This window comes from Pleionea sp. CnH1-48 (genome assembly GCF_024124665.1).
Taxonomy (GTDB): domain Bacteria; phylum Pseudomonadota; class Gammaproteobacteria; order Enterobacterales; family Kangiellaceae; genus JAMXSB01.
The window spans coordinates 261,181-287,537 of the sequence record NZ_JAMXSB010000004.1; the positions used below are offsets into that span (position 1 = coordinate 261,181).

Below are 26,357 nucleotides of genomic sequence, written 5' to 3' on the forward strand. Positions count from 1 at the left end.
ATGAATGAGTTAATTAAAGAAGCTCTGGAAGCTGGCGTTTTATTATTCTGCAAAGAAGGCAAGCTCGGCTATCGTTTGACAGGAGAGTCATTTCCTGACGAATTAAAGCAAAAAATCAGTGCACACAAACAGGCGCTGATCGAACACCTGAGTGAAGCCGTTAGTCCAACGCAACGACCGGCTATTCAAACGTTATCTCGTGATCAAGAAAACTATGCGTTGTCGTTCTCTCAGCAACGTTTCTGGTTTATTGATCAAATGTCGGCTGGCAGTACCCACTATAATATGCCATTAGCCATGGATGTGGTGGGCGCGTTAGACAGACAGCTAGCGCAACAGGTATTGCAACATCTGGTGCAGCAACATGAAATACTGCGTACCACCTATCATGATGTTGCCGGTCAGGGAGTACAGCGACTTCTCCCTGACTATGAAGTGAAGATTGAGGAACATGATCTCTCTCACTTATCCTGTACACAAAAAGACAAAGTAGCAGATCAATTAATTCAGCAAGATGCGGTCAGTGCCTTCGACTTGAGTCAACAACTCCCGTTACGGGTAAGCTATCTTAAACTATCAGAGCAACAAGGGATCTTGCTATTTAATATGCACCACATTGCTACAGACGGGTGGTCTATTAACCTGTTTATTCAATGGTTTTGTGAGGAATATAAAACGCGTTTGCAAGGTAAGCCATCGACTCTATCCACTCCAGCCATTCAATACATTGACTATGCTCAATGGCAACAAAATGAGTTTGCTAATGGTGCCCTTGAACAACAACTTGATTTCTGGCAACAACAGCTAGAAGGCATTCCGGCCGTTCATGGTTTGCCTCTGGATTATCCGCGCCCGGCGCAACTAGGGCATGATGGTGCCAGGCATCGAGTTCATATCAGTAACGAAGTCGTGTTGCCGCTACAACAACTCGCCCAGCAGCATCAATGTTCACTCTTTGTCGTATTGCAGACGTTATACGCCGTCTTGTTGGCGCGTCATAGTGATAACGATGATATTGTAATGGGAACTCCGGTTGCAAATCGTTCACAAAGCGAACTGAATGATGCCTTGGGCTGTTTTGTTAATACGCTGGTGTTGCGATCTCAAGTTAATATGAAAGAGTCTTTTTCGCAGTTGTTGCAACGAAATAAAAAACTGCACCAACAAGCTTTGGCCCATGCGGATGTTCCCTTTGAGTGTGTGGTAGAAAAACTAAATCCTCAACGCAGTGCTGGTTATTCACCTGTATTTCAATTCTTAATCACACTGGAAGAAGGTGAAGAGTCAGCCATTGCTCTACCGGGTGTTGCAATGACCCTGCGCCAGTCCGCTCATAAGCATGCACAATTTGAATTAATGCTTAATATGCGTCTGGGAGCAAAAGGCCTGGTTTGTGAATTTGAATACAACACAAATTTGTTTAAAGCAGTAACGATTGAGCGACTGGCTCAACGCTGGTCAATGTTGCTACAAGAGCTAAACGGTAAAGTGGAACAACCGCTAGTCTCAATTCCTTTGATTCCAAAAAATGAACACGCCTTGTTGCAACAATGGTTGAGTGGCCGCAATCAAGCCTTTGAGAGTGAGCTTTGTGTACATCAAGTTTTTGAGCGCAAGGCGGCACAACAACCAGATGCTGTGGCGGTAGTGTTTGAGCAAAGTTCGTTAACCTATCAGGCGTTAAATGAACAGGCTAACCAACTTGCACGATGGCTTATTAGTGCAGGGGTGACTCCTGGTTCTACGGTCGCTCTGGCATTAGAACGTTCGTTGGATATGGTTGTCGCTATATATGCGGTGGTCAAAGCCGGAGCTGCTTACCTGCCTATGGATCCCGGTCAACCTCGCCAACGACAGCATGATATTCTGCAAGATGCTAAACCAACAGCGATTCTGACTCAGAGTGCATTTGTACAAGACTACCTGTCGTTTGACATTCCGTGCGTTGATTTACAAAATCAACGACCTTTTGCTGATAAAGCCATTGATAATTTAAACGAGAATGAAGTGTGTTATGCACCAGAGCAACTGGCGTATGTTATTTACACTTCTGGATCAACAGGTAAACCCAAAGGCGTTTTGTGTCATCATCTTGGATTACACAATCGTATTGACTGGATGCAACGAGAATATTCGCTGGGTCAAAAAGATGTGGTGCTACAAAAAACGCCTTATACATTCGACGTTTCTGTATGGGAATTTTTCTGGCCGCTCATGACTGGCGCCACCCTGGTTGTTGCCAAACCAGAAGGGCATAAAGATCCTCTTTACTTGCAACAACTCATTCAACAGCATCAGGTTAGCACTTTGCATTTTGTGCCCTCCATGTTGTCACTGTTTCTGACATCGGCGAAGATAAGCCACTGTACATCCTTACGTCAGGTGTTCTGTAGTGGCGAAGCGTTATCTGCCGATGTTCAACAGGCATTTTTTACGCAAACAAAAAACACTGAGCTGCATAACTTATATGGCCCGACAGAAGCTGCTATTGATGTCTCCTATTGGGCCTGCGAACGCCACTCGAAGGATGCACTTGTTCCTATTGGTCAAGCGATTCAGAACACTGAACTGATGATTGTTGATGAACAACTAAATCCGGTTCCCATCGGAGTTTCTGGAGAGCTACTACTGGGAGGTCTCGGCGTCGCTTATGGTTATTTAAATCGTGCTGAACTCACCGCCGAAAAATTCATTCAACACCCGTTTAAACCTCAACAAACGTTGTATCGCACTGGTGATATTGTGCGCTGTCTTGAACGAGGAGTACTGGAATACATGGGGCGTAGCGATCATCAGGTAAAGCTGCGTGGTTTAAGAATTGAATTAGGCGAAATAGAAGCTGCTATTAATACTGTCGATGGGCTTAAAGATGCCGTGGTGACTCTGCGCGAAGACGTGCCAGGAGATCAAAGGTTGGTGGCTTATTTTAGTTCCGATAAAGCCATTGATAAGGGTGTTATTAAACAAACTTTGGCTCAGACGTTGCCTGAGTATATGCTCCCATCTGCCTATATGAAGCTGGATACTATTCCATTAACAGCGAATGGTAAGGTTGATCGCAAAGCATTGCCTATGCCAGATGATTCTGCTATTGAGCGTTCTGTTTATGCTGCACCAAAAGGTGAAGCAGAAAAACTCCTCGCTAATATTTGGGCCGATCTGCTGTCGCTAGAGTCAGTCAGCCGTCACGATAACTTTTTCAATCTGGGTGGCCATTCCTTATTAATCACTCAGTGTATTATTCGATTGAATGAGGCTGGATTCACTACCGATATCGCGCAGGTGTTTGCCACTCCGGTACTTTGTGAGCTGGCTGCTGCCATTGAAAGCAGACACGCACCGACAACCTTTGACATCCCGGACAATCGTATTACACGAGAATGCGTAACCATCACACCAGAAGATTTACCGCTGATTTCTTTATCACAACAACATATCGATCATCTGATTGCCAATGTGCCTGGAGGTGTTAGCAATATTCAGGATATTTATCCTTTAACGCCCATGCAGGAAGGAATTTTATTCCACCACCAGCTGGATGAAGAAGCTGATCCTTATATTACGACCTTACTCTATCGGTTAGCCGATAAAACGGCATTAAATGTCTTAACAGAATTATTAACATCGGCGTTGCTGCGCCATGATGTGTTGCGTACTTCGATTCACTGGCAGTACTTACCACAGCCAGTGCAGGTGGTTTGGCGTCAAGCGGATCTACCTGTTGAATACCAACAGTTGCCCAATGCCACCGACCTTAACCAGTGGATTGAGCAACAAAAAGATGAAGGTCTGTATCAAATGAATTTGCAAACAGCACCATTGGTGCAGTTGCAAGTCTTTGAGTGTGGCGAGGAAGCTGTTGTAAAGCTTCATATTCATCATTTGATTCACGATAATCTTTCTTTGCAACAACTGGAAGACGATATGATGACGCTGCTTATGCAGCAAGAAGGCACATCGTTCGAATATCAAGAGCCTACGCCTTTCCGAAACTTTGTTACACATACACTTCACGAAAGTGCGTCGCAACGTCATCACGATTACTTTAAAACTCAGCTAGCAGATGTTGAAGAAGTAACTGCCCCCTTTGGTTTGGCTGATACAATGTCTAATGCTACGGATCATATTGATGCTCATGGGGTTATTAAAGGAACTGCCGCAGAGAACATTCGCCGAACTGCGCAAGCGCTTAAAGTCTCCAATGCTACCCTGTTCCATATGGTCTGGGCCCTGATCATTGGCCGCAGTAGCGGAACCAAGGATGTGGTTATGGGCACTGTTATGTCTGGCCGTCAGGCACCATTGTCGGGCATTGAACGTATGTTCGGTATGTTTATTAACACCTTGCCATTGCGATTAAACTTCGAGTCAATGAGTCTTGAACAAGCAGCACAACATACCCATAAGCAACTCATCGAGTTAATGCAGCACGAGTTGATATCCTTGTCTGATGTACAGTCCAGCAGCGCTCTGGATAATGGAACGCCTTTATTCAGTGCGATGCTCAACTATCGACATGTTATGGAAGGAGACTTCAGCAGCCTTGAGCAATGGGAAGAGCGTTTATCACTAAAGCCAGTTGAAGTTCAGGAACGTTCCAACTATCCTTTCGCAATGTCTGTTGATGAGTCGGCCGAAGCGTTTGAGTTAACAACACATATTCATCGTAAAGTGTCTGCCCAACGCGTCATGGACTATGTGATCACCGCACTGGAAAACCTATGCCAGAAGGTACTCAGTCAAAACAATGAGTGTCTTGTGCATCAGCTGAATATTCTGCCGCAACAAGAACGCCAACGTCAGTTCAATGAGTTTAATCAGACACAACTGCCGATGGATACAACCTTATGCATTCAACAGCGTCTAGAACAATACGCTGCACAACAACCCGATGCATTGGCATTGATCGACGGGGATGTATCTCTTACCTACGGTGAACTGAACGCAAAGGCCAATCAGCTCGCTCATTATCTGATAGCCGCAGGTATCAAACCAGACTCGCTGGTTGGTTTACATTTGCCTCGTTCTATAGACGCATTAATTTCGTTGTGGGGGATTCTTAAAGCGGGCGCTGGCTATTTACCACTGGACCCATCGCAACCAGCTTCACGCTTACAAGATATTTTGTCGGTTGCAGAACCAGAACTTATTCTGGGACATAGCAATTCAGCAACACTGCCATTGTCATCTTTGAGTTTGCTGGATACATTGCATGACTCCTTGTCTGTGCAGCCAGACAATAATCTTGCACCCGCTCAGCTTGGCTTAAATGCCAGTCATCTGGCTTATGTCATCTTTACTTCTGGTTCTACTGGTAAACCCAAAGGTGTCATGATAGAGCATCGCAATCTGGTTAATCTTACTGCGGCACTGGAAAAATCTTATCAGTACTCAACACAGGATCGCGTACTTCAATTTGCAGCATTATCTTTTGATATGTCAGTTGAAGAAGTGTTTGGTGCGTTGGGCAATGGTGCAACTCTGGTTTTACGTACTGATGACTGCATTGCCAGTGTCAGTAACTTCTTTGAGTTCTGTGAACAACACCAATTGACCGCTCTGAATTTGCCAACCGCTTTCTGGCATCAGATAGTAGATGAAGCCGAGCAAAAAGTTCCTTCCTGCATTCGACAAATCAGTGTGGGAGGAGAGGCGCTCAGCCCCGAAAAAGTAAATCAGTGGTTCCAACGTGACGGACATCGACCTCGACTGGTGAATGCTTATGGGCCCACCGAATGTACTGTGAATGTCTGCATCGATGAAGACATGCTCAGTGACAGTCGCAGTATCGGAAAACCCATTGCGAATTATCAAGTCTATGTTCTGGATAACGAGCATCAACCTGTCCCCTTAGGTGCTGTAGGAGAGTTATTTGTTGGTGGAGCCGGAGTTGCTCGCGGTTATCTTAATCGTCCCGACCTGACTGCCGAACGTTTTATTTGTCACCCTCAACTGTCTGATGCTCGACTTTATGGCACTGGCGATTTGGTGGCTTTTAATGATGATGGCAGTGTTATTTACCTTGGTCGTAATGATGACCAAGTGAAAGTGAGGGGCTATCGAATTGAATTGGGTGAAGTAGAAGCGGGTTTGAATCGTTTATCCCGAGTGCGCTTGGCTAAAGTCAAGATGTTCAAAAGCGCGAACGGTGACAATCGTTTAGCTGGTTACCTGCAATTACAGGAAGCGGCAACAGAAAGCGAGATTCGCACGGAACTGGAAGCCTTATTACCTGGCTACATGATACCGGATGTGTTCGTATTGCTCGATGCGTTCCCGTTAACACCGAATGGCAAAATCGATATCAAAGCATTGCCGAAACCTGAGTTCAATCACTATGAAGAATACGTTGCACCAGAAGGCGAGCAGGAAGAATTATTAGCAGAAATTTGGAGTGACATTTTTCAGTGCGAAAAAATTTCTCGTCACTCACATTTCTTCCACTTAGGTGGTCATTCTTTGCTTATTATGAAAATGGTAGCTCGATTGCAAAGTGCAGGCTGGTCATTAGCGGTGCGCAAAGTATTTGAAACACCTCAGCTGAGTACTTTGGCGACGAGTTTGATTTCTGTTAATACCGATAAGACAAGCTCTTCAAGTTATCAATCACTGCCTGCTGATTTACAGGCGCTGAGTCCAGATGATATTTCGCTTACATCTCTGACTCAGAATGATCTTGATGTCATTGTTGAGCAGATACCCGGCGGTGTTGAAAATATTCAGGATATATTCCCGCTAGCTCCTTTGCAGGAAGGTATTTTGTTTCACCATATGTTGAGTGAAGGCTCTGACACTTATGTGACGCCGATGGCTTACCAGTTTAAGCACAGTGACAAACTGGAAGCCTTTGTCGCAGCGTTCAAGCAACTGGTTTTACGTCACGATGCATTACGCACCGCCATTTTATGGAACAATCTTTCGCATCCCGTTCAGGTGGTATGTCGTCAGGCAACACTGGAAGTTAATGAACACTGGTTGAATACAGAGCAAGGTTATGAAGAACAGTTGTCTGCCTGGATGGCAGCAGACAAGCAGTGGCTCAATATACAGCAGGCACCTTTACTTAAGTTAACCAAGCTACGCCAAGAAAATTCTGATGTGTGCTATTTGATTGTGCAAGAGCATCACCTGATTTCGGATCATGTGTCGCTGGAAATTCTTCAAGATGAATTAATTGAGCTGTTAAATGGAACAGAGGACACACTGCCAGAACCAGTTCCGTACGGTGCTTTTATTGCTGCAACTTTGCAACAACAGAACACATCAGCAGCAGAACAATTTTTTGCAGAGAAGCTGGCAGGGGTGAATGAAGTAACTGCCCCTTATGGCATTGCCGATAATCAGGCCGATGCAAGCTTGCAAAGAGAACGTCAACAACGGTTGGATGATAAATTATCGGCTGCGATTCGCACACAGGCTCGTCGTCTGGAGGTGAGTCCTGCTGCTATCTTCCATTTGGCCTGGGCATTTAATCTGGCACTCTGGAGTGGGCGTCAGGACGTGGTCACAGGAACCGTAGTATCTGGAAGAATGCAGGCTATTGAAGGTATGGATCGTATGGTGGGGTTATTTATTAATACGCTGCCATTACGAGTTAATTTACAAGAGCAACCTCTTGAGCAACTGATTGTTAGCGTTCAGCAAGAACTGGTTGAACTCATGGCCTATGAGCATATCCCAACGGCTGTAGCTGAACGTTGCAGCGAGCTGCCTGCGGGTTCACCTTTGTTCAATGCGTTAATTAACTATCGACATTCAGAAGATGAACAAGAGGGAAGCCGCAGCGCTCAACGCTGGCAACAAACCGACATTGAGTTGCTGGGTATTTATGACCGTACTAATTATCCTTTTACTTTATCCATTGATGATCTGGGAGATGGGTTCAATCTGACCGCTCAAATTCATCAGCAAGCTGATATCGACGTCGTATTGCAGCATATTATCAATAGCCTGACTCAGATAACACAAGGTCTAGCTATAGGAAAAAACGTGGATGCAAGTAGGATTGTTATTACCAGCAAAGAAGAGCGAGCAGCATTGCAACAGCGTTTGTCTGGCGTCGCGACAAATGTGTCTTCGACTAATCTGGCACAGGTGTTTGAGCAACAGGTAGAACGTACACCGAATCATATTGCTGTGGTTGATAACAACATTCAACTTTCTTACACCCAGCTGAATCAACAAGCTAATCAGTTAGCGCATTATCTGCAACAACAAGGTGTAAAGATTGATGATCCTGTGGGCCTGTTTATTGAACCGGGTTGTGAATTAATTATTGCTTTATTGGCGATTTTAAAAGCGGGTGCCGGTTACGTTCCTCTGGATACGGCATTGCCACCTCAACGATTGCAGATGCTTGTTGACGATCTGGGAGAGGCCTGCATTGTATGCAGCGAACAACAATGGTCTAAGCTGAAAAACAGTAAAGGCTCGATATTGATTCTGAATGATGAATTGCGCACCACGCTGACACAACAGCCCACTCAGGATCTGCAATTGCCCATTACCGCACAACATCTGGGCTATGTTCTCTATACGTCAGGTTCTACTGGAAAACCCAAAGCCATTGCCATGCAACAAGGCCCTCTATTGAATCTGTTGCAAGCCGCTGTGCTGGATCAGCCTCTCATTGCCGGCCCTGATAAACGACTGCAATTTTCATCCATTGGTTTTGATATGAGCTTTGAAGATATTTTCTTTGCGTTGCAAAGTGGTGGTTCATTGCACATGATTTCTGTTGAGATGCGCAAAGACATCAGTTCTTTGACACCCTGGATTGCGCAACAGAAACTCACGGCTTTGAACTTGCCTTATGCTGCTCTACAAGCCATGGCTGACTTTAGTAATGCCGAAAATATTTACCTGCCTTGTTTACGTCATATCATTTCGACAGCAGAGCGGCTAAAAATCAGTCCAGCTATTCGTCGTTTCTTTGAACGTCATCCTGATTGCCGTCTTACCAATCACTATGGTCCGGCAGAAACTCATGTGGTAACGGCTTATACAATGCCGGTGGATGTTAATCAATGGCAAGAACTGCCTCCAATTGGCCGTCCATTGGCTAACGTTGAGTGTCGTATTCTGGATCAATATCAACAACCTGTACCAGCCAGTATCGCTGGTGAATTGTATCTAGGCGCTCACTGTGTATCTCGTGGTTACCTGAATCAACCACAGCTAACACAAGAAAAATTTATTGAGTTAGTCGATGGCGCAGTAACACAAAAATACTATCGCACGGGGGATCAGGTACGACTCAACTCCGATGATACATTGGAATACATAGGCCGCGAAGACGATCTGGTTAAAGTTCGTGGCTTCCGCATCGAACTCAGTGAAATCGAAGCCTGTCTGTTGCAAGTCAAAGGTGTTAGTGGCGCGGTTGTATTAGTACCTCAGGACGCATCAGGTCAACAACGATTGGTGGCCTATATTGAAGCCGAAGCGGGATTGGATAAAGCGCAAGCGCAAACTCATCTTAAGCAATGGTTACCGGACTACATGGTGCCCCAGAGTTATATGGTACTTGAACGCTTCCCGATCAATGTTAATGGAAAAGTGGATCGCTCTGCATTACCTGAACCCGTAGTGCAATCCCAGTTTGAGGCACCTGCAACTGTGATGGAGCACGCTCTGGCAGAATGCTGGCAGTCGGTGTTGAGTGTTACCAGTATCAGTCGCCACGACAGTTTCTTTGAACTGGGAGGACACTCACTATTGGCAACCCGTGTAAAAACTCAGTTAAGCCAACAACTGTCACTGGATATTCCGGTAAGCAAAATTTTCGAGTTACCAAGACTTCTCGATCTGGCTGCATGGCTTGATCAACAACAACTCATTATTCAAACACAAGCACTGCATGCAGCGCAAGATGATGAAAGTCTTGAAGAGCTGGAGTGGTAGGTGATGACAAACGATATCAAGACAATGAATATGACAGCGTTAAAAACTTTTTTGGAGCAACTGTTAGCTCAGAACGTGGCCGTTTATGTCGACAATGGCAAGTTAAAAACTCGCGGCGAAAAGGGTGCGTTATCCGCTCAGCAAGTTGAGTTTATTAAACAAAATAAAGAGCAGTTAATTGACTTTCTGCAACAGGAACATTTTGGTGTCGAACAGCAAGCTAACCATATTCCTGCACTGAATGCTTCCCAGGCGCCTCTGACATCGGCACAGCAAAGGCTCTGGTTCCTCGACAAAATGGAAGGCAGCAGTGTGGAGTACCACTTGCCTTACTGCATGCGAGTAAAGGGGCGTTTTGATCTGGAGGCCGCAGAGAAAGCTTTGAACCAAATCGTTCAACGCCATCATGCTTTGCGCTCTTGTTTTATCGAACAAAATGGTAATGTCTGTCAATCGTTGCAGGACTCGGTAAATTTGGCGCTGAAAATCTCTGATCTCAGCTCACTCAGTGATGAGCAACAATCACTGGCATTGCCGCAACAAATACAAACGATTGTTGATGCTCCTTTTGATTTGTCATCAGATCTCATGTTGAAAGCCCACTTTATTCGTTATAGCGACAATGAAGGCGTGATGATGTTTATTTTGCATCACATCGCTGCGGACGCCTGGTCGATCAATTTATTAGTGGAGGAGTTCGCTACTTTGTATAAAGCTGAATGCGAACAAACGCCAGCCACTCTGCCATCGCTGGATGTGCAATACATGGACTACGCCAACTGGTTACATACTGACAAACAGCAACAACGCCTAAACCGGCAATTGGAATACTGGCAGCAGCAATTAGCTCAATGCCCGGAGGTTCATCATTTACCATTGGATAAGGCTCGTAGCAAAGACAGTGATAAAACCGCTGGCAGTTTTGAAATAACGCTACCTGAATCTGTGTTAGCAGAATTGAAATCCATTGCCAAAAGAACCGACACGACTTTGTTCATGATCCTGCACAGTTTGTTCTCACTGTTGCTGGCACGCCAGAGTCAGCAACAGGATATTGTTATTGGAACTCCTGTGGCTGGACGCACTCAGGAACAGTTGGAATCGATGATCGGTTTCTTTGTTAATACACTGGCATTGCGTCTTAACTGTGATCTTAATATGTCGATTGCAGAATTTCTCGCACAGGTAAGAGACGTTAATCTGAATGCACAAAAGCACCAGGACGTCCCCTTTGATCGTGTTGTTGAGTCACTACAGCCAGAGCGTAGCCAGCTTTATTCTCCTGTTATTCAGATCATGTTGGCTTTGCACACTCTTGACTCTGACAACTTACAATTGCAGGACATTGAGTTTACAACCATTGAACCCAATACCAGCACTGCGCAACTGGATCTTACTCTGGATGCGCGTGAGAGCGAAGGTCGCTTGGCATTGCACTTTGAATATGATGCGACTTTATTTGACGCTCGCAGCATAGAAAATCTGGCTCAACGATTGGTTTGTCTGGCAGTGTCTCTGACAACAGCAGAAGATCTATCTGTTGCTATCGGTAAGCTATCCTGGTTGCCAGACAGTGAGCATGACTTCTTACTCTCTACATTAGACCAATGTGAATCATCGTGGGCAACGGAACGATGCATTCACCAATTGATTGAACAGCAAGTACAACACACCCCAGAGCGAGTGGCTGTTATCGACGGTGACACCGCCATTACCTATCAACAACTCAATCAGCGTGCAAATGCATTAGGACTTGCTCTGCAAGAAGCGGGTGTACTACCTGAGCAACGCATTGCCTTATGGATGGATCGTTCCATTCATGCTGTGATGGCTATTCTTGCGGTATTCAAAGCCGGAGCAGCTTATGTGCCTCTGGACAAGTCATTGCCTTTTAGTCGTAACGAGTACCTTGTCAAAGACAGTGATGCTGTCATTGTATTAAGCGACGACAAACAAGTACCTGACTTTGGCATTCCAATAATGGATGTGAATGATAAAAGAGTGCCTACCAACAATGCGCCTGAGTTATCAACGTCTGTGTCGCCAAACCAACTCGCCTACATTGTCTACACCTCTGGTACGACAGGACAACCGAAAGGGGTTATGGTCGAGCATCAGGGAATGATCGCTCGCTGGGAAGGTTGGCAAAAAGCGTTTGGTATTGTTGACGATAGCCTGTGCATTTTGCAGATGGCCGGGATTGGTGTTGATATATTCCTGGGGGATATCGTTAAGAGTTTAAGCGTGGGTGGCAAGCTGGTTATTTGTCCAAAAGATATTTTATTATCTGCAACGCACACGCTGGCTTTAATTAAAGAGCAACAGATTAATTTTGGTGACTTTGTTCCTGCAGTGCTACGTAATCTATTGGATGAAGCTGATAAAGATTCAGAAGCATTAGACAGCTTGCGCTGGTTATTGATTGGCTCCGAAGCATGGCATGGACGAGATCTTAAACGACTACAACAGGCCTTGCACCCTGATGCCCGTTGTTACAATATTTATGGGCAGACTGAGTCCATTATTGATGTCTGTTACTACGATGCAACAGAGCAGAAACTCGCGGCAGACAAAATTGTTCCCATCGGTATACCCTTGCAACACACTCATGTGTTGCTACTTGACGAATGGGGGCAACCAGTGCCAGTTGGTGTGATTGGAGAAATCACCATCGCCGGGCCGGGCCTTGCTCGTGGTTATTGTCAGAAACCGGATTTAACGTTAAGCAAGTTTTCAACCATTGAGCTTAACGGCCATGCGCAACGAGTTTATCGCACTGGCGATCAGGGGCGCCTGCTTGCTGATGGTCAACTGGAGTTTGTTGGTCGTCAGGATGAACAAATTAAAATTCGTGGTTTTCGTATAGAGTTGGCAGAAGTTGAAGCAGGGCTTCGCCATCTGGAATCCATTCGAGGTGCAGTGGTTAACCTTCATGAAACTGCATCGGGTGAAAAACAGTTAGTGGCTTATATTGAATCATCAGAGTCGATAAGTCCTGATTCATTGCGCCACGAACTGGCAAGTTCGTTACCACACTATATGATCCCGGCGGCGTTTATAGCGGTAGAAACATTTCCACTAACCGTGGCTGGAAAAGTCGATCGTCGCGCACTGCCCAAACCAACAACTCAGGATTTCCAAAGTGAGTATGTTGCACCTGAAAGTGCAACCGAACATAAACTGGCACGACTCTGGGCTAAGTTACTAAAAATCGAATCAGAACAGATTGGACGCCACAGTCACTTTTTTGCAATGGGTGGACACTCCTTATTATGTGTACGCCTGCTAGCCGATGTTCGTGACACTTTCGATGTCGACTTGCCATTAAAAACAGTTTTTGAACACCCAACCCTGGCAGCTTTTGCCAATTTGATCGATAGTGCAGAGCTTGCCTCTGAACATAATCAATTGGTTGCTTCCGCTTCCGAGCGTCCACAACATATTCCCCTATCTTACTCTCAGCAACAGCTGTGGGTCATTGATCAAATGGAGCAGGGGAGTCCGCAATATAACATGCCAATGGCTTTATCATTGAACGGCAGCTTTGACGTGTCGCTCGCAGAAAAGATTTTTCAACAAATCATAGAACGTCATGAAATACTGCGTACCGTTTATTACCAAGAAGGGGAGCTGGGCTATCAGAAAGTTGTTGATGATGTTGAGTTCATTCTGAAAACCGTGGATTTGACGACCATGGACCCAACACAACAACAACAGGCTGTTAACCGTTGGATGCAGCAGGATATTGAACAGCCATTCGACTTAAGTCGTGATGTGATGTTGCGAGTGATGTACATCGCGTTAGCTGCGGATCAAGGGGTATTACTTTTCAATATGCACCACATTGCTTCTGATGGCTGGTCGATGGCGGTATTGATTCAAGAGTTTAAAAACTTATATCAAGCTGCGTTGGTTGGTGATGAGTTGCCCTTGCCTGCTCTTGAAGTTCAGTACGCTGATTACTCAATTGCACAGCGTGCAAAACGGAATCTTGAAGCAGAAGAAAAAAGCTTGGCGTTCTGGCTGCAACAACTACAGGGGGCTCCCACTTTACATGCGTTGCCGCTGGATCATTCGCGCCCATTACAGCGTGAGTATCAAGGGGCAAAACACAGTGTCACTCTGGATAAAAACATCACTCAACAACTGCAACAACTGGCGCAAAGGTTAGACGTCACTTTATTCTCGCTATTGCATGCCAGTTTTAGCATTTTATTGGCGCGAATCGGAGAGTCGCAAGATATCGTCATCGGTGTCCCCACTGCTAATCGAGTGGATAAAGCTCTGCAACCATTGATTGGCTATTTTGTTAATACACTGGCACTACGCACCAGAGTGAATGGCAACCAATCTGCCCGAGACTTTATTCAGCAAGTGATGGCGGTGAATCTTGATGCACAGTCACATCAGCAAACACCGGTTCAACAAGTGATTGAAACTCTAAAAGTGCCACGAAATCCTGCGCACAATCCCTTATTTCAGATCCTGTTTTCTATGGACACCAATGAAGACGTCGATCTGGATCTGGATGGCATCGAATTGAACACTCTGGAATCCGACACTGTGTTTGCTCAATTTGATATTACACTGGATGCTTTTTTAGTAAGCGATGATGCTCTTCAGTTGGCATGGACCTATGACAAAGCCTTGTTTGAAAACAAGACTATTGAGTATTGGAGCCTTCTTTGGCAAAACCTGTTGCAATCTCTGGTCAGTAATCCTGATGCGGCGATTAATGAACTGGCTTTGTTTAACACAACTCAGACGGAAGCTTTATTAAGCGCTCCGTCTTCGATCTCCAGCCGAACCCAAAGTTGGCATGAAGCCGTTGTTCAAGGAAAAGAACATGCAGAGTCTGTCGCTGTTGTTTGCCAGCAACAGTCGATAACCTATGCACAGTTGCATCAACGATCTGACATAATCGCACAGGCATTGATCAGCAAAGGTGTACAGCCAGGAGATGTGATTGGTTTATCAGTGCCTGCGGGCATCGATTTTATGATCAACTTGTTAGCCATCGCCAAAGCGGGTGCAGCCTTCTTGCCTTTAGACAAAGCTTTGCCACAGGATCGCATCGACTATATGGTTCAAGACAGTCAGGCTCGTTATGTTTTGACACAACAAGAAGAACAAGCCAATGAACAATGGCTTGTTATTGATAAGCTGACGGCGACTGAGAAAGCTGAACTGCCACAAACTCAAGCGACCGATTTAGCCTATGTACTTTACACCTCTGGCTCTACAGGTAAACCCAAAGGTGTGATGGTGTCACACGGTGGATTAAGTTCACACCTGACCGCAATTACTGAATGCTTTAATACCAGTGCCAGTGACAACATCATGCAGATGACATCCATCAGTTTTGACACCTTTCTGGAACAGACTCTGGCGAGCTTGTGGAGTGGTGCCTGCTTGCATTTGGTGCCGACGACACCGGATGTTTATGAGTTCTTTGAATATCTTGGTACTCACAACATTACTGTTACGGATCTTTCTCCTGGCTATATCAGTGCAACATTAACCAGCGAATGGCAACAGCACTGGCAATCCCTGGCTTTGCGTTGTGTTGTTGTGGGAGGCGAGGCCATGCCCACAGAGCTGGTAAAAAACTGGTTTAACTATGGCCCTGCGGATGCATGCGCTCTATACAATGCTTATGGTCCCACAGAAGCGATCATTACAAGCAGTCTGCAACGCATTGAACCCAGCGATCAAGATCGCGTCCGTATCGGTCAGGCTGTTGGTCATCGTCAGCTATTGGTACTGAATGAACAGGAGCAGCTGTGTCCTCAAGGCAGTGTCGGTGAACTCTATATCAGTGGTGACTGTTTGGCGCTTGGGTATATTCATCAACCGGAATTAACTGCACAAACTTTTGTGCAGGTATCCATTGCGGACAACCCGCCAGTGCGTTGCTATCGTACCGGTGATCGTGTTCGCCGATTAGCCGATGGTAGTTTGGAATTTATTGGACGCAAAGACGAACAGATCAGCATTCGTGGTTTTCGTATTGAACCCGGCGAAGTTGAAAGTCGTTTATCGGATCTGGATGCAGTGCATGCCTGTCTGGTTATGGTCCATCGTGATGAGAATGATCAACCGCAGTTAACCGCTTATATCATTTTTGGCGATCAACAAAAAGTCACAACAGAGTGGCAAACAGAACTGCGTGCGCAACTGGCAAACTATCTACCCTCTTATATGATTCCGGCGCACTTCATAGCTCTTGGCGAGTGGCCTTTAACGATCAATGGAAAAATTGATAAATCAGCCTTACCGCGCCCGCAAGCTATCAATATTCAACAACAAATAGTTACAGCAGAAACACCTACAGAAACTCTGCTGGTGAACTTATGTTCTGAGCTACTCGGGATTTCCAGCGGCAGTATCAGTGTGGCAGTCAATCTTATCGAAATGGGGCTGCATTCATTGTTGGCCGTTCAACTGGTAACGCGACTGAGAGACGAGCTGAATATTGAACTAGAGATTGTGAAGGTACTGGCAAGCCAAAATCTACGTGAACTTGCCGCTGTAATAGACAGTGAGCAGGTGAGACAGAATTTAACGCAAACGCTGGATGCGAGTACAGAAGAAGAAATCGAAGAGGTAGAGTTGTAATGAAAGCCTTTCTGGAAGAACTTGCACTGGCCGGTGTTGAAGTTTCACTAAATGAAAACAAATTAAAAGTCAGAGCACAAAAAGGTAAATTAAGCCCTGAGCTGTTAGAGCGTATTAAGCAGAACAAATCTCAGTTGCAAGACTATTTGCAGGAACTCACGGTTTCTAACGCAGCCCATAATAATATGGGCGTAGATGCCATCGTACCTCGTACAACCGGAACAGCAAAGGTTAAAGCATCTTCTGCTCAGCAGCGTCTGTGGATGTTGGATCATATCGCCGGAGGCAGTGCCGAATACAACATGCCAATGGCTTTTCGAACTCCGACGACCTTCGATATAAACATCGCAGAGCTTGCTCTGCGCAAAGTGATAGAGCGTCATCAGGTATTACGTACTCGATTACAAATGGAATCGAGTGTATTAATGCAAATTATTGACGAGTCATTCGACTTTCATATTTTGCGCTATGAAGTGAGTGGCGATAACGCGCAAGCTGAGATCGAGCAACTCATTGCTGACGATAGTGAAAAAGTTTTTCGCCTAGACCGCGACCTTATGCTGCGCGCTTTGTGGATCAAACAAGAAGAGTACGGTGGAACCTTACTCGTCAATATGCACCACATAGCAACCGATGGTTGGTCCATGAGTATTTTGATGGACGAGTTTGCTTTCTATTACGAGTCAATCAGTCAGGGTGACAACAGCGAACTGGAGCCATTGCCTATTCAATACGCTGACTTTGCTCATTGGCAGCACCAATGGTTAACCCCGGATATACTGGATAAACAAACAGAGTACTGGCGCAAACAATTACAAGACGTTCCAGAAGTCCATCAGCTACCATTGGATTTTCAGCGTCCAGCTCAACGCAGCGTTGAGGGTGGCATTCTTGCTAATACTCTCGATGCTTCCCTCACGCAGCAAGTGTTATTAATGGCGCAAAAGCTGGATGTAACCCCTTTTGTATTCCTTCACGGTGTTCTGGCTCTGGTGGTGTCACGACACAGTCAACAACAAGACATCGTTATTGGAACTCCGGTTGCCAACCGAACTCGAAAAGAGATCGAAGGCTTAATTGGTTTTTTCGTTAACACACTGGTGTTGCGAGTTAACACTGAACAGGCATCCATTCGTGATTACTTTGATCATGTTAAGCAGGTGAATATTGGCGCACAAAGCCATCAGGATCTGTCATTCGAACAGCTGGTAGAAATCAGTCAGGTTTCCAGAAGTCAAAGCTATACTTCTTTATTTCAGATCATGTTCAGTATGGATGTCGCTAATGCTTCGGGATCATCACAGAGCAGTCTGGCGATCGAGCCGTTAAGCGATGAAAAACTGGTAAACAAATTCGATCTGGATGTTTCGGCTGCTGTCGAAAATGACCAGCTCTATATTGAATGGATATACGACACCAGCTTGTTCACTGCAACCACTGTCAATTTGTTTGCTAGTCATTTTGAACAGTTACTCAAAAGTCTGGTCGCTGAATCAGAATCAACTCGTTTAGAAGATTTAAGTCTATCTTCCAGTGGAGAGCAAAGAGAAGTTCTACAAACACTTAACCAGACTTTTTCGGCTTATGACCAAACGAAACTGGCACATCAGTCCTTTGAACAACAGGTTAAAAGCAACCCGCATAGCATTGCTATACAAAATGCTCAGGATTCACTGACCTATGTTGAGTTGAATCAAAAGGCCAATCAATACGCTCACTGGTTGATTGAGCAAGGTTGTCGTCCAGAACAGACGGTTGCCGTTTATCTGCCGCGCAGTGTTGACTCTATTATTGCGTTACTGGCCATTCAAAAGGCCGGTGGCACCTACTTACCGATTGACATCGATTATCCTCAAGAAAGAGTTGATTTTATTCTAAAAGATGCTCAGCCCAAATGGATACTTATGCATTCCAGCACACCCGTGCTGACAGCACAGAAGCAAACGGAAGTTGTTCAGCTAGATAAGCTGTCGACTTTACTAGAAGGCTACTCTCAGGCCAATCCTGAGCAAATGATCAGTGCTGAACATTTGTCTTACATCATGTACACCTCTGGCTCTACGGGTCAACCCAAAGGCGTAATGATTGAACACGGACAACTGATGCACTTTGTTCATGTAACGCAAGAAAATTATCACATCACAATCAATGATAAAGTATTACAGTTCGCCAGCTTTGCATTTGATATTTCTATAGAAGAAATATTTGGCGCTTTATGTCATGGAGCAACGCTGGTGTTACGTGATGATCAATGTGTGCAAGACAGTCAGCACTTCTGGCGTTTTTGTCAGCAGCAGGGCATTACTTTAGCAAGCTTACCCACAGCATTCTGGCATCAGTTGGTAGCGTCGGGTTTGCCCGACAACTCAGGTGCGTTGCGTTTAATGATTCTGGGCGGTGAAGCCATTAAAGCATCGTATGTAGAACAGTGGTTTGCTCAATGGACTAATAAGGTTGCTTTGTATAATACCTATGGCCCAACGGAAGCAACGGTCACAGCCTGTGGTCATCTGATGCATTCGGCAACTCATGCGCCACTGATCCCTATTGGAAAAGCTAACCCCAATACACAGCTCTATGTTCTTGATGCAATGGGTAACCCTGTAGCCAAAGGGATGGTTGGAGAACTGTATATCGGAGGGCAGGGCATTGCGCGTGGATATCTGAATCAACCAGAACTGACTCGCAATGCTTTTGTGCAGTTACCTATAGCGCAAACGCCTCTGTATCGAAGTGGTGATCTAGTGCGCTATCGAGCCGATGGTTTATTGGTTTATATGGGGCGCAACGATCGTCAGGTCAAGATCCGTGGTTATCGAGTAGAGCCGGAGGAAGTCGCAGAAACCTTGCTTGCGTTGCCAGCCATAGAACAGGCGCATGTTCTGGTACAAAGTGATGCAGATGATAACAAACGTCTGATCGCTTATGTGTGTGGAAAGGAGCTGAGCATCAAAGAAATGAGCAAAGCAGCTCAACAGCAGATGCCAGAATATATGGTGCCTGCCGCCTTTGTTTTGTTGGACGAGTTGCCATTAACCATTAATGGAAAAGTCAATGAAAAAGCGTTACCAGAGCCTGACACTAGAGATTTTGGTGGTGATGACTACATCGCTCCTAAAACTCAATCAGAACAGTCCCTGGCATCAATATGGTGTGACCTGCTGGGGCTAGAGCGAGTCAGCCGTGATGATCATTTCTTTAAATTGGGTGGTCACTCATTGCTTGCCATTCGTCTGGTCAGTGAAGTCCGTTCAAAACTGCAACAGGAACTGGATGTTAAAGCGGTTTTTAAAGATCCTCGTTTATCCAGCGTTGCTCGTTTGTTAGAGTCTGAGCCACAGCAAAACAACAATGACATAGTGCCAGTAAAACGAGATGCTAAAAGATATCCATTATCTTATTCACAACAACGCTTGTGGTTTATCGATAACATGGAAGAGGGCACGCCAGAATACAATATGCCTTTTGCTTTGCAAGTTTCAGGCACTTTTGATATTAAAGCAGCCGAACAGGCATTGAATAAAATTATTCAGCGCCACGAAATTTTGCGCACCAGCTACCACAGCGACGAAGAAGGAGCATGGCAAAGCATTCATCATGATGTTCGTGTTGAACTTAAAGTCATTGATCTTTCCATACTGGAAGCTTCAAAACAGCAGGAGGCCATTGAGCAATGGCAGCAACAAGACAGCAGTTCTCTATTTGATTTATCGCAAGCTCCGTTACTAAGAGCTCATTACTTACTGCAATCATCCACTCAAGGCGTTCTTCTATTTAACATGCATCACATTGCGTCGGATGGCTGGTCTATTGGCGTGTTGTGTGATGAGTTTATGGCGTTGTACTCATCTTTTGTATCAGCAGAGTTAACGGATAGTTCAACGCATCCGCAGATAAACGAGCTGCCGATTCAATATCTGGATTACGCTGTTTGGCAGCAACAACGATTGCAAGGCGAAAGTTTGAAGCGCATGCAAGATTACTGGTTGACGCAACTGGCTGATCTGCCTGTCGTACACGATCTACCGCTGGATTTTTCTCGCTCAGCTGAACTGAGTAACGAAGGGGCACACTATGACTTTGTACTGGACAATAATGTACTGGCTCGTTTGCGTCAGCAAGCGCAGGCAACAGAGACTACCTTGTTCATGTTGTTGCAAGGTGCTTTCGCATTATTGTTAGGCCGAACGGGGCAGGCCACTGATGTTGTTATGGGCACACCAGTCGCTAATCGTCATCATAGTCATCTGGAACCTCTTATTGGCTTCTTTGTTAATACCCTGGTGTTAAGATTGCAGTGCGCAGGCGAACAATCACTGGCTGATTTTATTGAACAGCTAAAGCAGGTTCATCAAGATGCACAGGCTCATCAGGAAATGCCTTTTGAATGGTTGGTTCAACAACTGCAACCGGAACGCAGTCGTGCTTATTCCCCCTTGTTCCAGATTATGTTTTCAATGGATACCCATACGACGCAATCTTTTGCAATGGATGGGTTGCACATTGATGAGCTAGAAGCACAAAACGTTACCGCACAATTTGAACTTACCCTGGATGCCAGTGAGAGTGATGAAGGTCTGGAGTTTGTGTTTGAATACAATCGTTCTTTGTTTACTCAATCAAGCATTGCCCGTATGGCCGAGGCGTTCAAAACGCTGGTCACGTCATTGGCATATGCGCAAGACTTTTCTCTGCCCATTGCTCATCTTTCCTGGGTCTCCGAAGCTGAGAAGCGTTTTTTACTTGAGAACTTTAATCCGGCCGATATTGAGTATCCCACTCAACAAGGTATCCATCATTTATTTGAGCAGCAGGCGGCACAAACACCCAATGCGTTGGCAGTCATTGATGGTGATGTTCAAATCAGTTATGAAGAATTACAACAACACATCAACCTGGCCGCACATCATCTTGTAGAACACAATGTAGCAACTGGCGACTTTGTTGCGTTACACATGGAGCGTCATCTGGAAGCGGTTGTTATGGTATTGGCCGTTATGAAAGCAGGGGCGGCTTATGTTCCCCTTGACAATGCGTTACCAGCCGACCGATTGCAAATGATACTGGAAAGTTGCACACCGACTTTAATCATCAGTGATGAAACACTGGAAGGTATTGCGACAAGTGTTCCTTGCAAGAGGGTCGCCGACTTTCTCACTCCTGCCGATCAGCTCACCCTTGTTGATTTGCCCTTGAGCGACCAACAACTGGCTTACATGGTGTATACCTCAGGCACAACGGGCAAGCCGAAAGGCGTTATGGTTGAACACGAAGCTATGCTTGCCCGTGCAGAAGGCTGGTTTGAAACATTTGGTTTGCGTGAACAACCACCACAACTGTTACAAATGGCTGGTCTGGCTGTGGATATTTTTCTTGGAGACATCGTAAAAAGTTTAACCACCGGAGGCTCTCTGGTGCTATGTCGAAAAGAAGATCTGGTAGATAGTGAGCAGTTGTTCCAACTGATTCAACAACACCGCATTAGTTTTGGTGATTTTGTTCCGGTGGTCTTACGTAACTTGCTGGATTATGCAGAGCAACACCAACAAACTCTGCCTTGGTTGCGTCATATTCTGGTAGGGTCCGAAGCTTGGTATGGACGCGACCTGTCACGTTTACAAGCCGTTATGGCCCCTGAAGCCCGTTGCTTTAATATTTACGGTCAAACCGAGTCGGTGATTGATGTCAGTTATGGCGATGTCACTCAAACTCATCTTGCTGCTGACAGTGTTGTGCCCATCGGAACGCCACTAGCCAATACAACATTGTTTATTCTCGATGAGCATCGACAGTTGGTTCCACGTGGTGTCGTTGGTGAGTTGGCCGTCGGCGGATCAGGTCTGGCGCGAGGCTATCACCAAAACGACAGCTTAACGAAAGAAAAATTTATTGTTGATCATCTGACTCAATCCGGTGGACGAATTTATCTCACTGGTGATCAGGCTCGCCTGACCGAACAGGGTCAACTGGAGTTTGTTGGACGCAATGATGATCAAATAAAGCTACGTGGCTTCCGTATCGAGTTAAGCGAAATCACAGCACGGTTGCGAACACTCAATGCGATCAGTAATGCCGTTGTTCTAGTGCATCAACTGAACTCAGGCGAGCGCCAAATAGTGGCTTACCTCCAGACTCAGGTGAGCCTTGATCTGGAGCAGGTGCGAACAGAATTAATGCAATCATTGCCGCACTATATGATCCCTGCTGCCTTTGTCTGTATGGAACAGTTTCCTGTCAGTATTACTGGCAAAGTGGATAAAGCGCGCTTACCCAAGCCACAACTGGAAGATTATGCGCATCAGGAGTTTGAAGTCGCCGAAGGAGAGATAGAAACTATCATTGCCAATGCATTCGCTCAGGTGTTGCAGCTAGAGCAGGTGGGTCGCCATGATAATTTCTTTGCGCTGGGTGGAGATTCTATACTGATGGTTAGAGTCGTTACCTTGTGTCAAAAGCAAGGTTTGGCAGTAACGGTAAAAGATTTGTTAATGCACCAGACGGTGATGGCACTGGCTGCTCAGGCTCACACTCAGGATGCTTCAAAAGTCGATCAGGATAATGAATATGTTGCCTTCTCTCTGTTAACAGAGGCAGAGCGAGAAAACTTAATAAAAGAAGAGGGAGTCGAAGACGCCTATCCCCTATCGAATCTTCAACTGGGGTCGATTTACCATCAACTTAAAGATCAAAGTTATCACATTGTGGAGCATTATCCGGTTGAAGAAATATGGAACGAACAAGCGTTTAAATCCGCTTTCGAAAATCTATTGCAACGGCACGAAGTATTACGCGCCAGTTATCGCTTTACGGCAACAGGGGCCATTCAGGTAATAAAAAATAATGTCGAGTTGCCTGTTACTCTTCATCGCTGGGATAACTTAACCAACGAAGCGTTTGATCAACAACTGGAGCAGTGGCTAGAACAGGAAGAAGAAGCCTTCTTCGATGCCAATGAACTGATGTGGCGTGTTCATGCCTTTGTTCATCCCGCAGGGCATTTTGTTATAGGCTTTGCTCATCAGCATGCCATTCTGGATGGTTGGAGTGTCGCGAACCTAAAAGTTGAGTTTATGGAAAATTATCACGCCGCCATGGCCGATAATAAACCTGTCACTCGATCGGCTTGCCCACCATTTGGTGCTTATATTGCCGCAGAACTCGAAGCCTCACAGAGCAAAGAAGCTCAAGCATACTGGCAAAAAGTGGTTCATGATGCACCTTTACCTCACTGGACGGGCAAAGCTGCAAATGATCATTTTGCCCAGCGACTGGATGTTTCTTATCTGGCTAAAGATCTCGATACTTTATCAACTCAGCTTAAGCTACCCGTACGAACATTAATGTTGGCGGTTCATTGCTTTGTATTAGCCAAAGTCAACGGCAGTGATAGTGTGATCACTTCTGTTGTCAGTCATGGCCGTCTTGAAAGCGAACACTCTGATTCTGCTTTGGGACTGTTTTTGAATACACCACCGTTGCATGTGGGGGGCGCTCATCAAAATTGGCAGACATGGCTTAAGCAAACGGAACAGCAGCTCAACGAGCATTGGACGTACCGACATTACCCTGTCGCTTTAATGCAGGAAAAACTGGAGCGAGATTTCTCTGGAGCCTTGTTTAACTATGTGAACTTTCATGTAGCGGATCAACTGCAAACGCCTGATGTTAACCACACCGACGTTGATTCAGATATAACGGATGTCGAGCATGAACGAGTAGATTATGGCTATGACTTTGAATGTCAGCACAGTCCAGCTCATGGCTCACTGGTATTACAGCTCGCGTTAACGACAAGTCACTTTACTGCCCAACAATGTCGCGACCTATTGGGCTACTATGCCACTGCCATCCAATCGCTGCTTAACTCTCAGCAACATCTGTTGGGCCATCAGGATTATCTGTCGCCAGCAATGATGACTCAGCTGAAGCAATGGGGCAATGCTAATGCCCTAGTTACTGCAAGCACTTCATTACCTGAGTTATTTGCTCAAGGTCTGGCTATCGATAACGGACAATCCGTTGCACTTAAAGGTGACTGGGGCAGCATGACCTATGAACAGCTGGATAAAGCGTCTAACTGCCTTGCTCACGAAATGTCGTTAATCGGAGTGCAAACCAATACTTCGTTGGGTTTGTACTTTACGGGGGGCGCCGAATCTATTATTGCAATTCTGGCGGTTGTAAAACTTCAGGCAACCTTTGTTCCCTTAGCTGTTGAACACCCTCAGGAACGCTTGCAACAAATGATTCAAGATGCGGGCGTGCAATGGATACTCACACGCTCGCAAGATGAAGTGGCGGCAAAAGAATTCGCTTTACCGCTGATATCTGTCAATAAAGATCGGCGAAAAGACACATTACCTTTGGTTGTGTCAAAACCATTAGCCAACACAGAACAGGTAAGCTACGTTATGTATACCTCGGGCTCCACTGGGCTGCCCAAAGGAATTCGAGTCAGTGCAGATAACTTGTTGAGCTATCATCAGGCCGTAACCGCAGCCTATGGAATACAAACGTCAGCAACCGTATTGCAAATAGCCAATATGGGCTTTGATATTTTTATTGAAGAACTGATGTTGTCTATATTCTCGGGTGGTTGTCTTGTTCTTGATGAAACAAAGCATCTTGTGGATCTCACAAGTTTGCCGCAACTTATTCAGCAGCAAAATATATCTGTACTTTCGATGCCGACCGCTTTGTGGCATGAATGGACTCAGCTGCTTACTACACAGAGTACACTTCAGGGTTTGACTCATTGTCTTGTTGGAGGGGAAGCCATGCAACGGGACGCTTTGCAACAGTGGCAACACCTTGTGGGTCATTCTGTGCGTCTGTTCAATACTTATGGCCCGACCGAAACAACAGTGGTTGCTGCCGCGATTGATGTGAGTAGATGGACATCAGAACAAGAACATACTATCCCCCTAGGTAAGCCACTGGCTAATTGCGAAATCTACTTAATGGATCATTCTGGTGAACCTGTGGCTCCCGGAGCTATCGGCGAAGTTGTGATTGGCGGTCAGGCAGTCAGTTTGGGTTACATCAATCGACCTGAACAACAAGCAAGTCATTTTATTCAAGCGCCTGACTGGTTAGCAACAGACTCATTACTGTATCGAACGGGTGATCAAGCTTTCTGGAATGCGCAAGGAGAACTGATCTATTGTGGCCGTAATGACGCTCAGGTAAAGATTCGAGGTTATCGTATAGAAGTTGCTGAAGTCGAACTGACACTAGCACAATTGCCTCAGGTTTCCAGCGCCATCGTTCGCATAGAAAAGCAACATTCAGAGCAACCCAAACTGGCGGCATGGTTAGTACCTTCCGAAACAGTTGATGAAGCATTCTGGCTTCAGAACATTCAAAACGAACTCAATAAACGGTTACCAGAGTACATGCTACCTGAGCTGTTTGCAGTGTTGCCTTCGTTGCCTCTCAACAATAACGGCAAAGTGGACACAAAGGCACTTCCAACACCTCAAAGGCTATTGCAAAACAAAGTTATCCGATTGCCTCAAACAGAAGTGGAATCTGTTTTACGTTCCAACTGTGCCAAGTTGCTCAACTTGAATATTGACAAAGTAAGTATGGCAGACTCTTTTCTTGAGCTGGGAGGCCATTCATTAACACTGTTACGTCTGTTGCATTTAATACAACAGCATTATCAGGTAGAAGTCAGTGTGAGTGAAGCTTTGACTGCCAATGACTTAAGTGAACTCGCTTTTGTGGTAGATAAAAAGATACTGCAACAGACTTTGGCAACGGCGACTGAAGATGACGCAATCAGCGACGAGGGCTGGCTCTAAGCCTTATAAAAATCCAATGACATATCATGC

Annotated in this window: 3 protein-coding genes; all 3 read left to right on the plus strand. The window is 45.5% G+C overall.

All coding sequences use genetic code 11. The annotated features are described in order from the left end of the window. The 3 genes from NH399_RS08395 to NH399_RS08405 are packed head-to-tail and all read left to right on the plus strand — an operon-like array spanning position 1 to position 26,327. Positions 1–9,903: a non-ribosomal peptide synthetase gene (locus NH399_RS08395; protein ID WP_253038764.1), complete on the plus strand. Its 9,903-nt coding sequence runs from the start codon at positions 1–3 to the stop codon at positions 9,901–9,903. A gap of 3 nt (positions 9,904–9,906) precedes the next feature. Further along, positions 9,907–16,521 (plus strand): non-ribosomal peptide synthetase, encoded by a 6,615-nt coding sequence (locus tag NH399_RS08400; protein ID WP_253038766.1) that lies wholly within the window; start codon positions 9,907–9,909, stop codon positions 16,519–16,521. Beyond that, entirely contained in the window at positions 16,521–26,327 is a 9,807-nt protein-coding gene (locus NH399_RS08405; RefSeq protein WP_253038768.1) for a non-ribosomal peptide synthetase, read from the plus strand. Before NH399_RS08400 ends, NH399_RS08405 begins: the two co-directional genes overlap by 1 nt. Positions 26,328–26,357 lie beyond the last annotated feature (30 nt).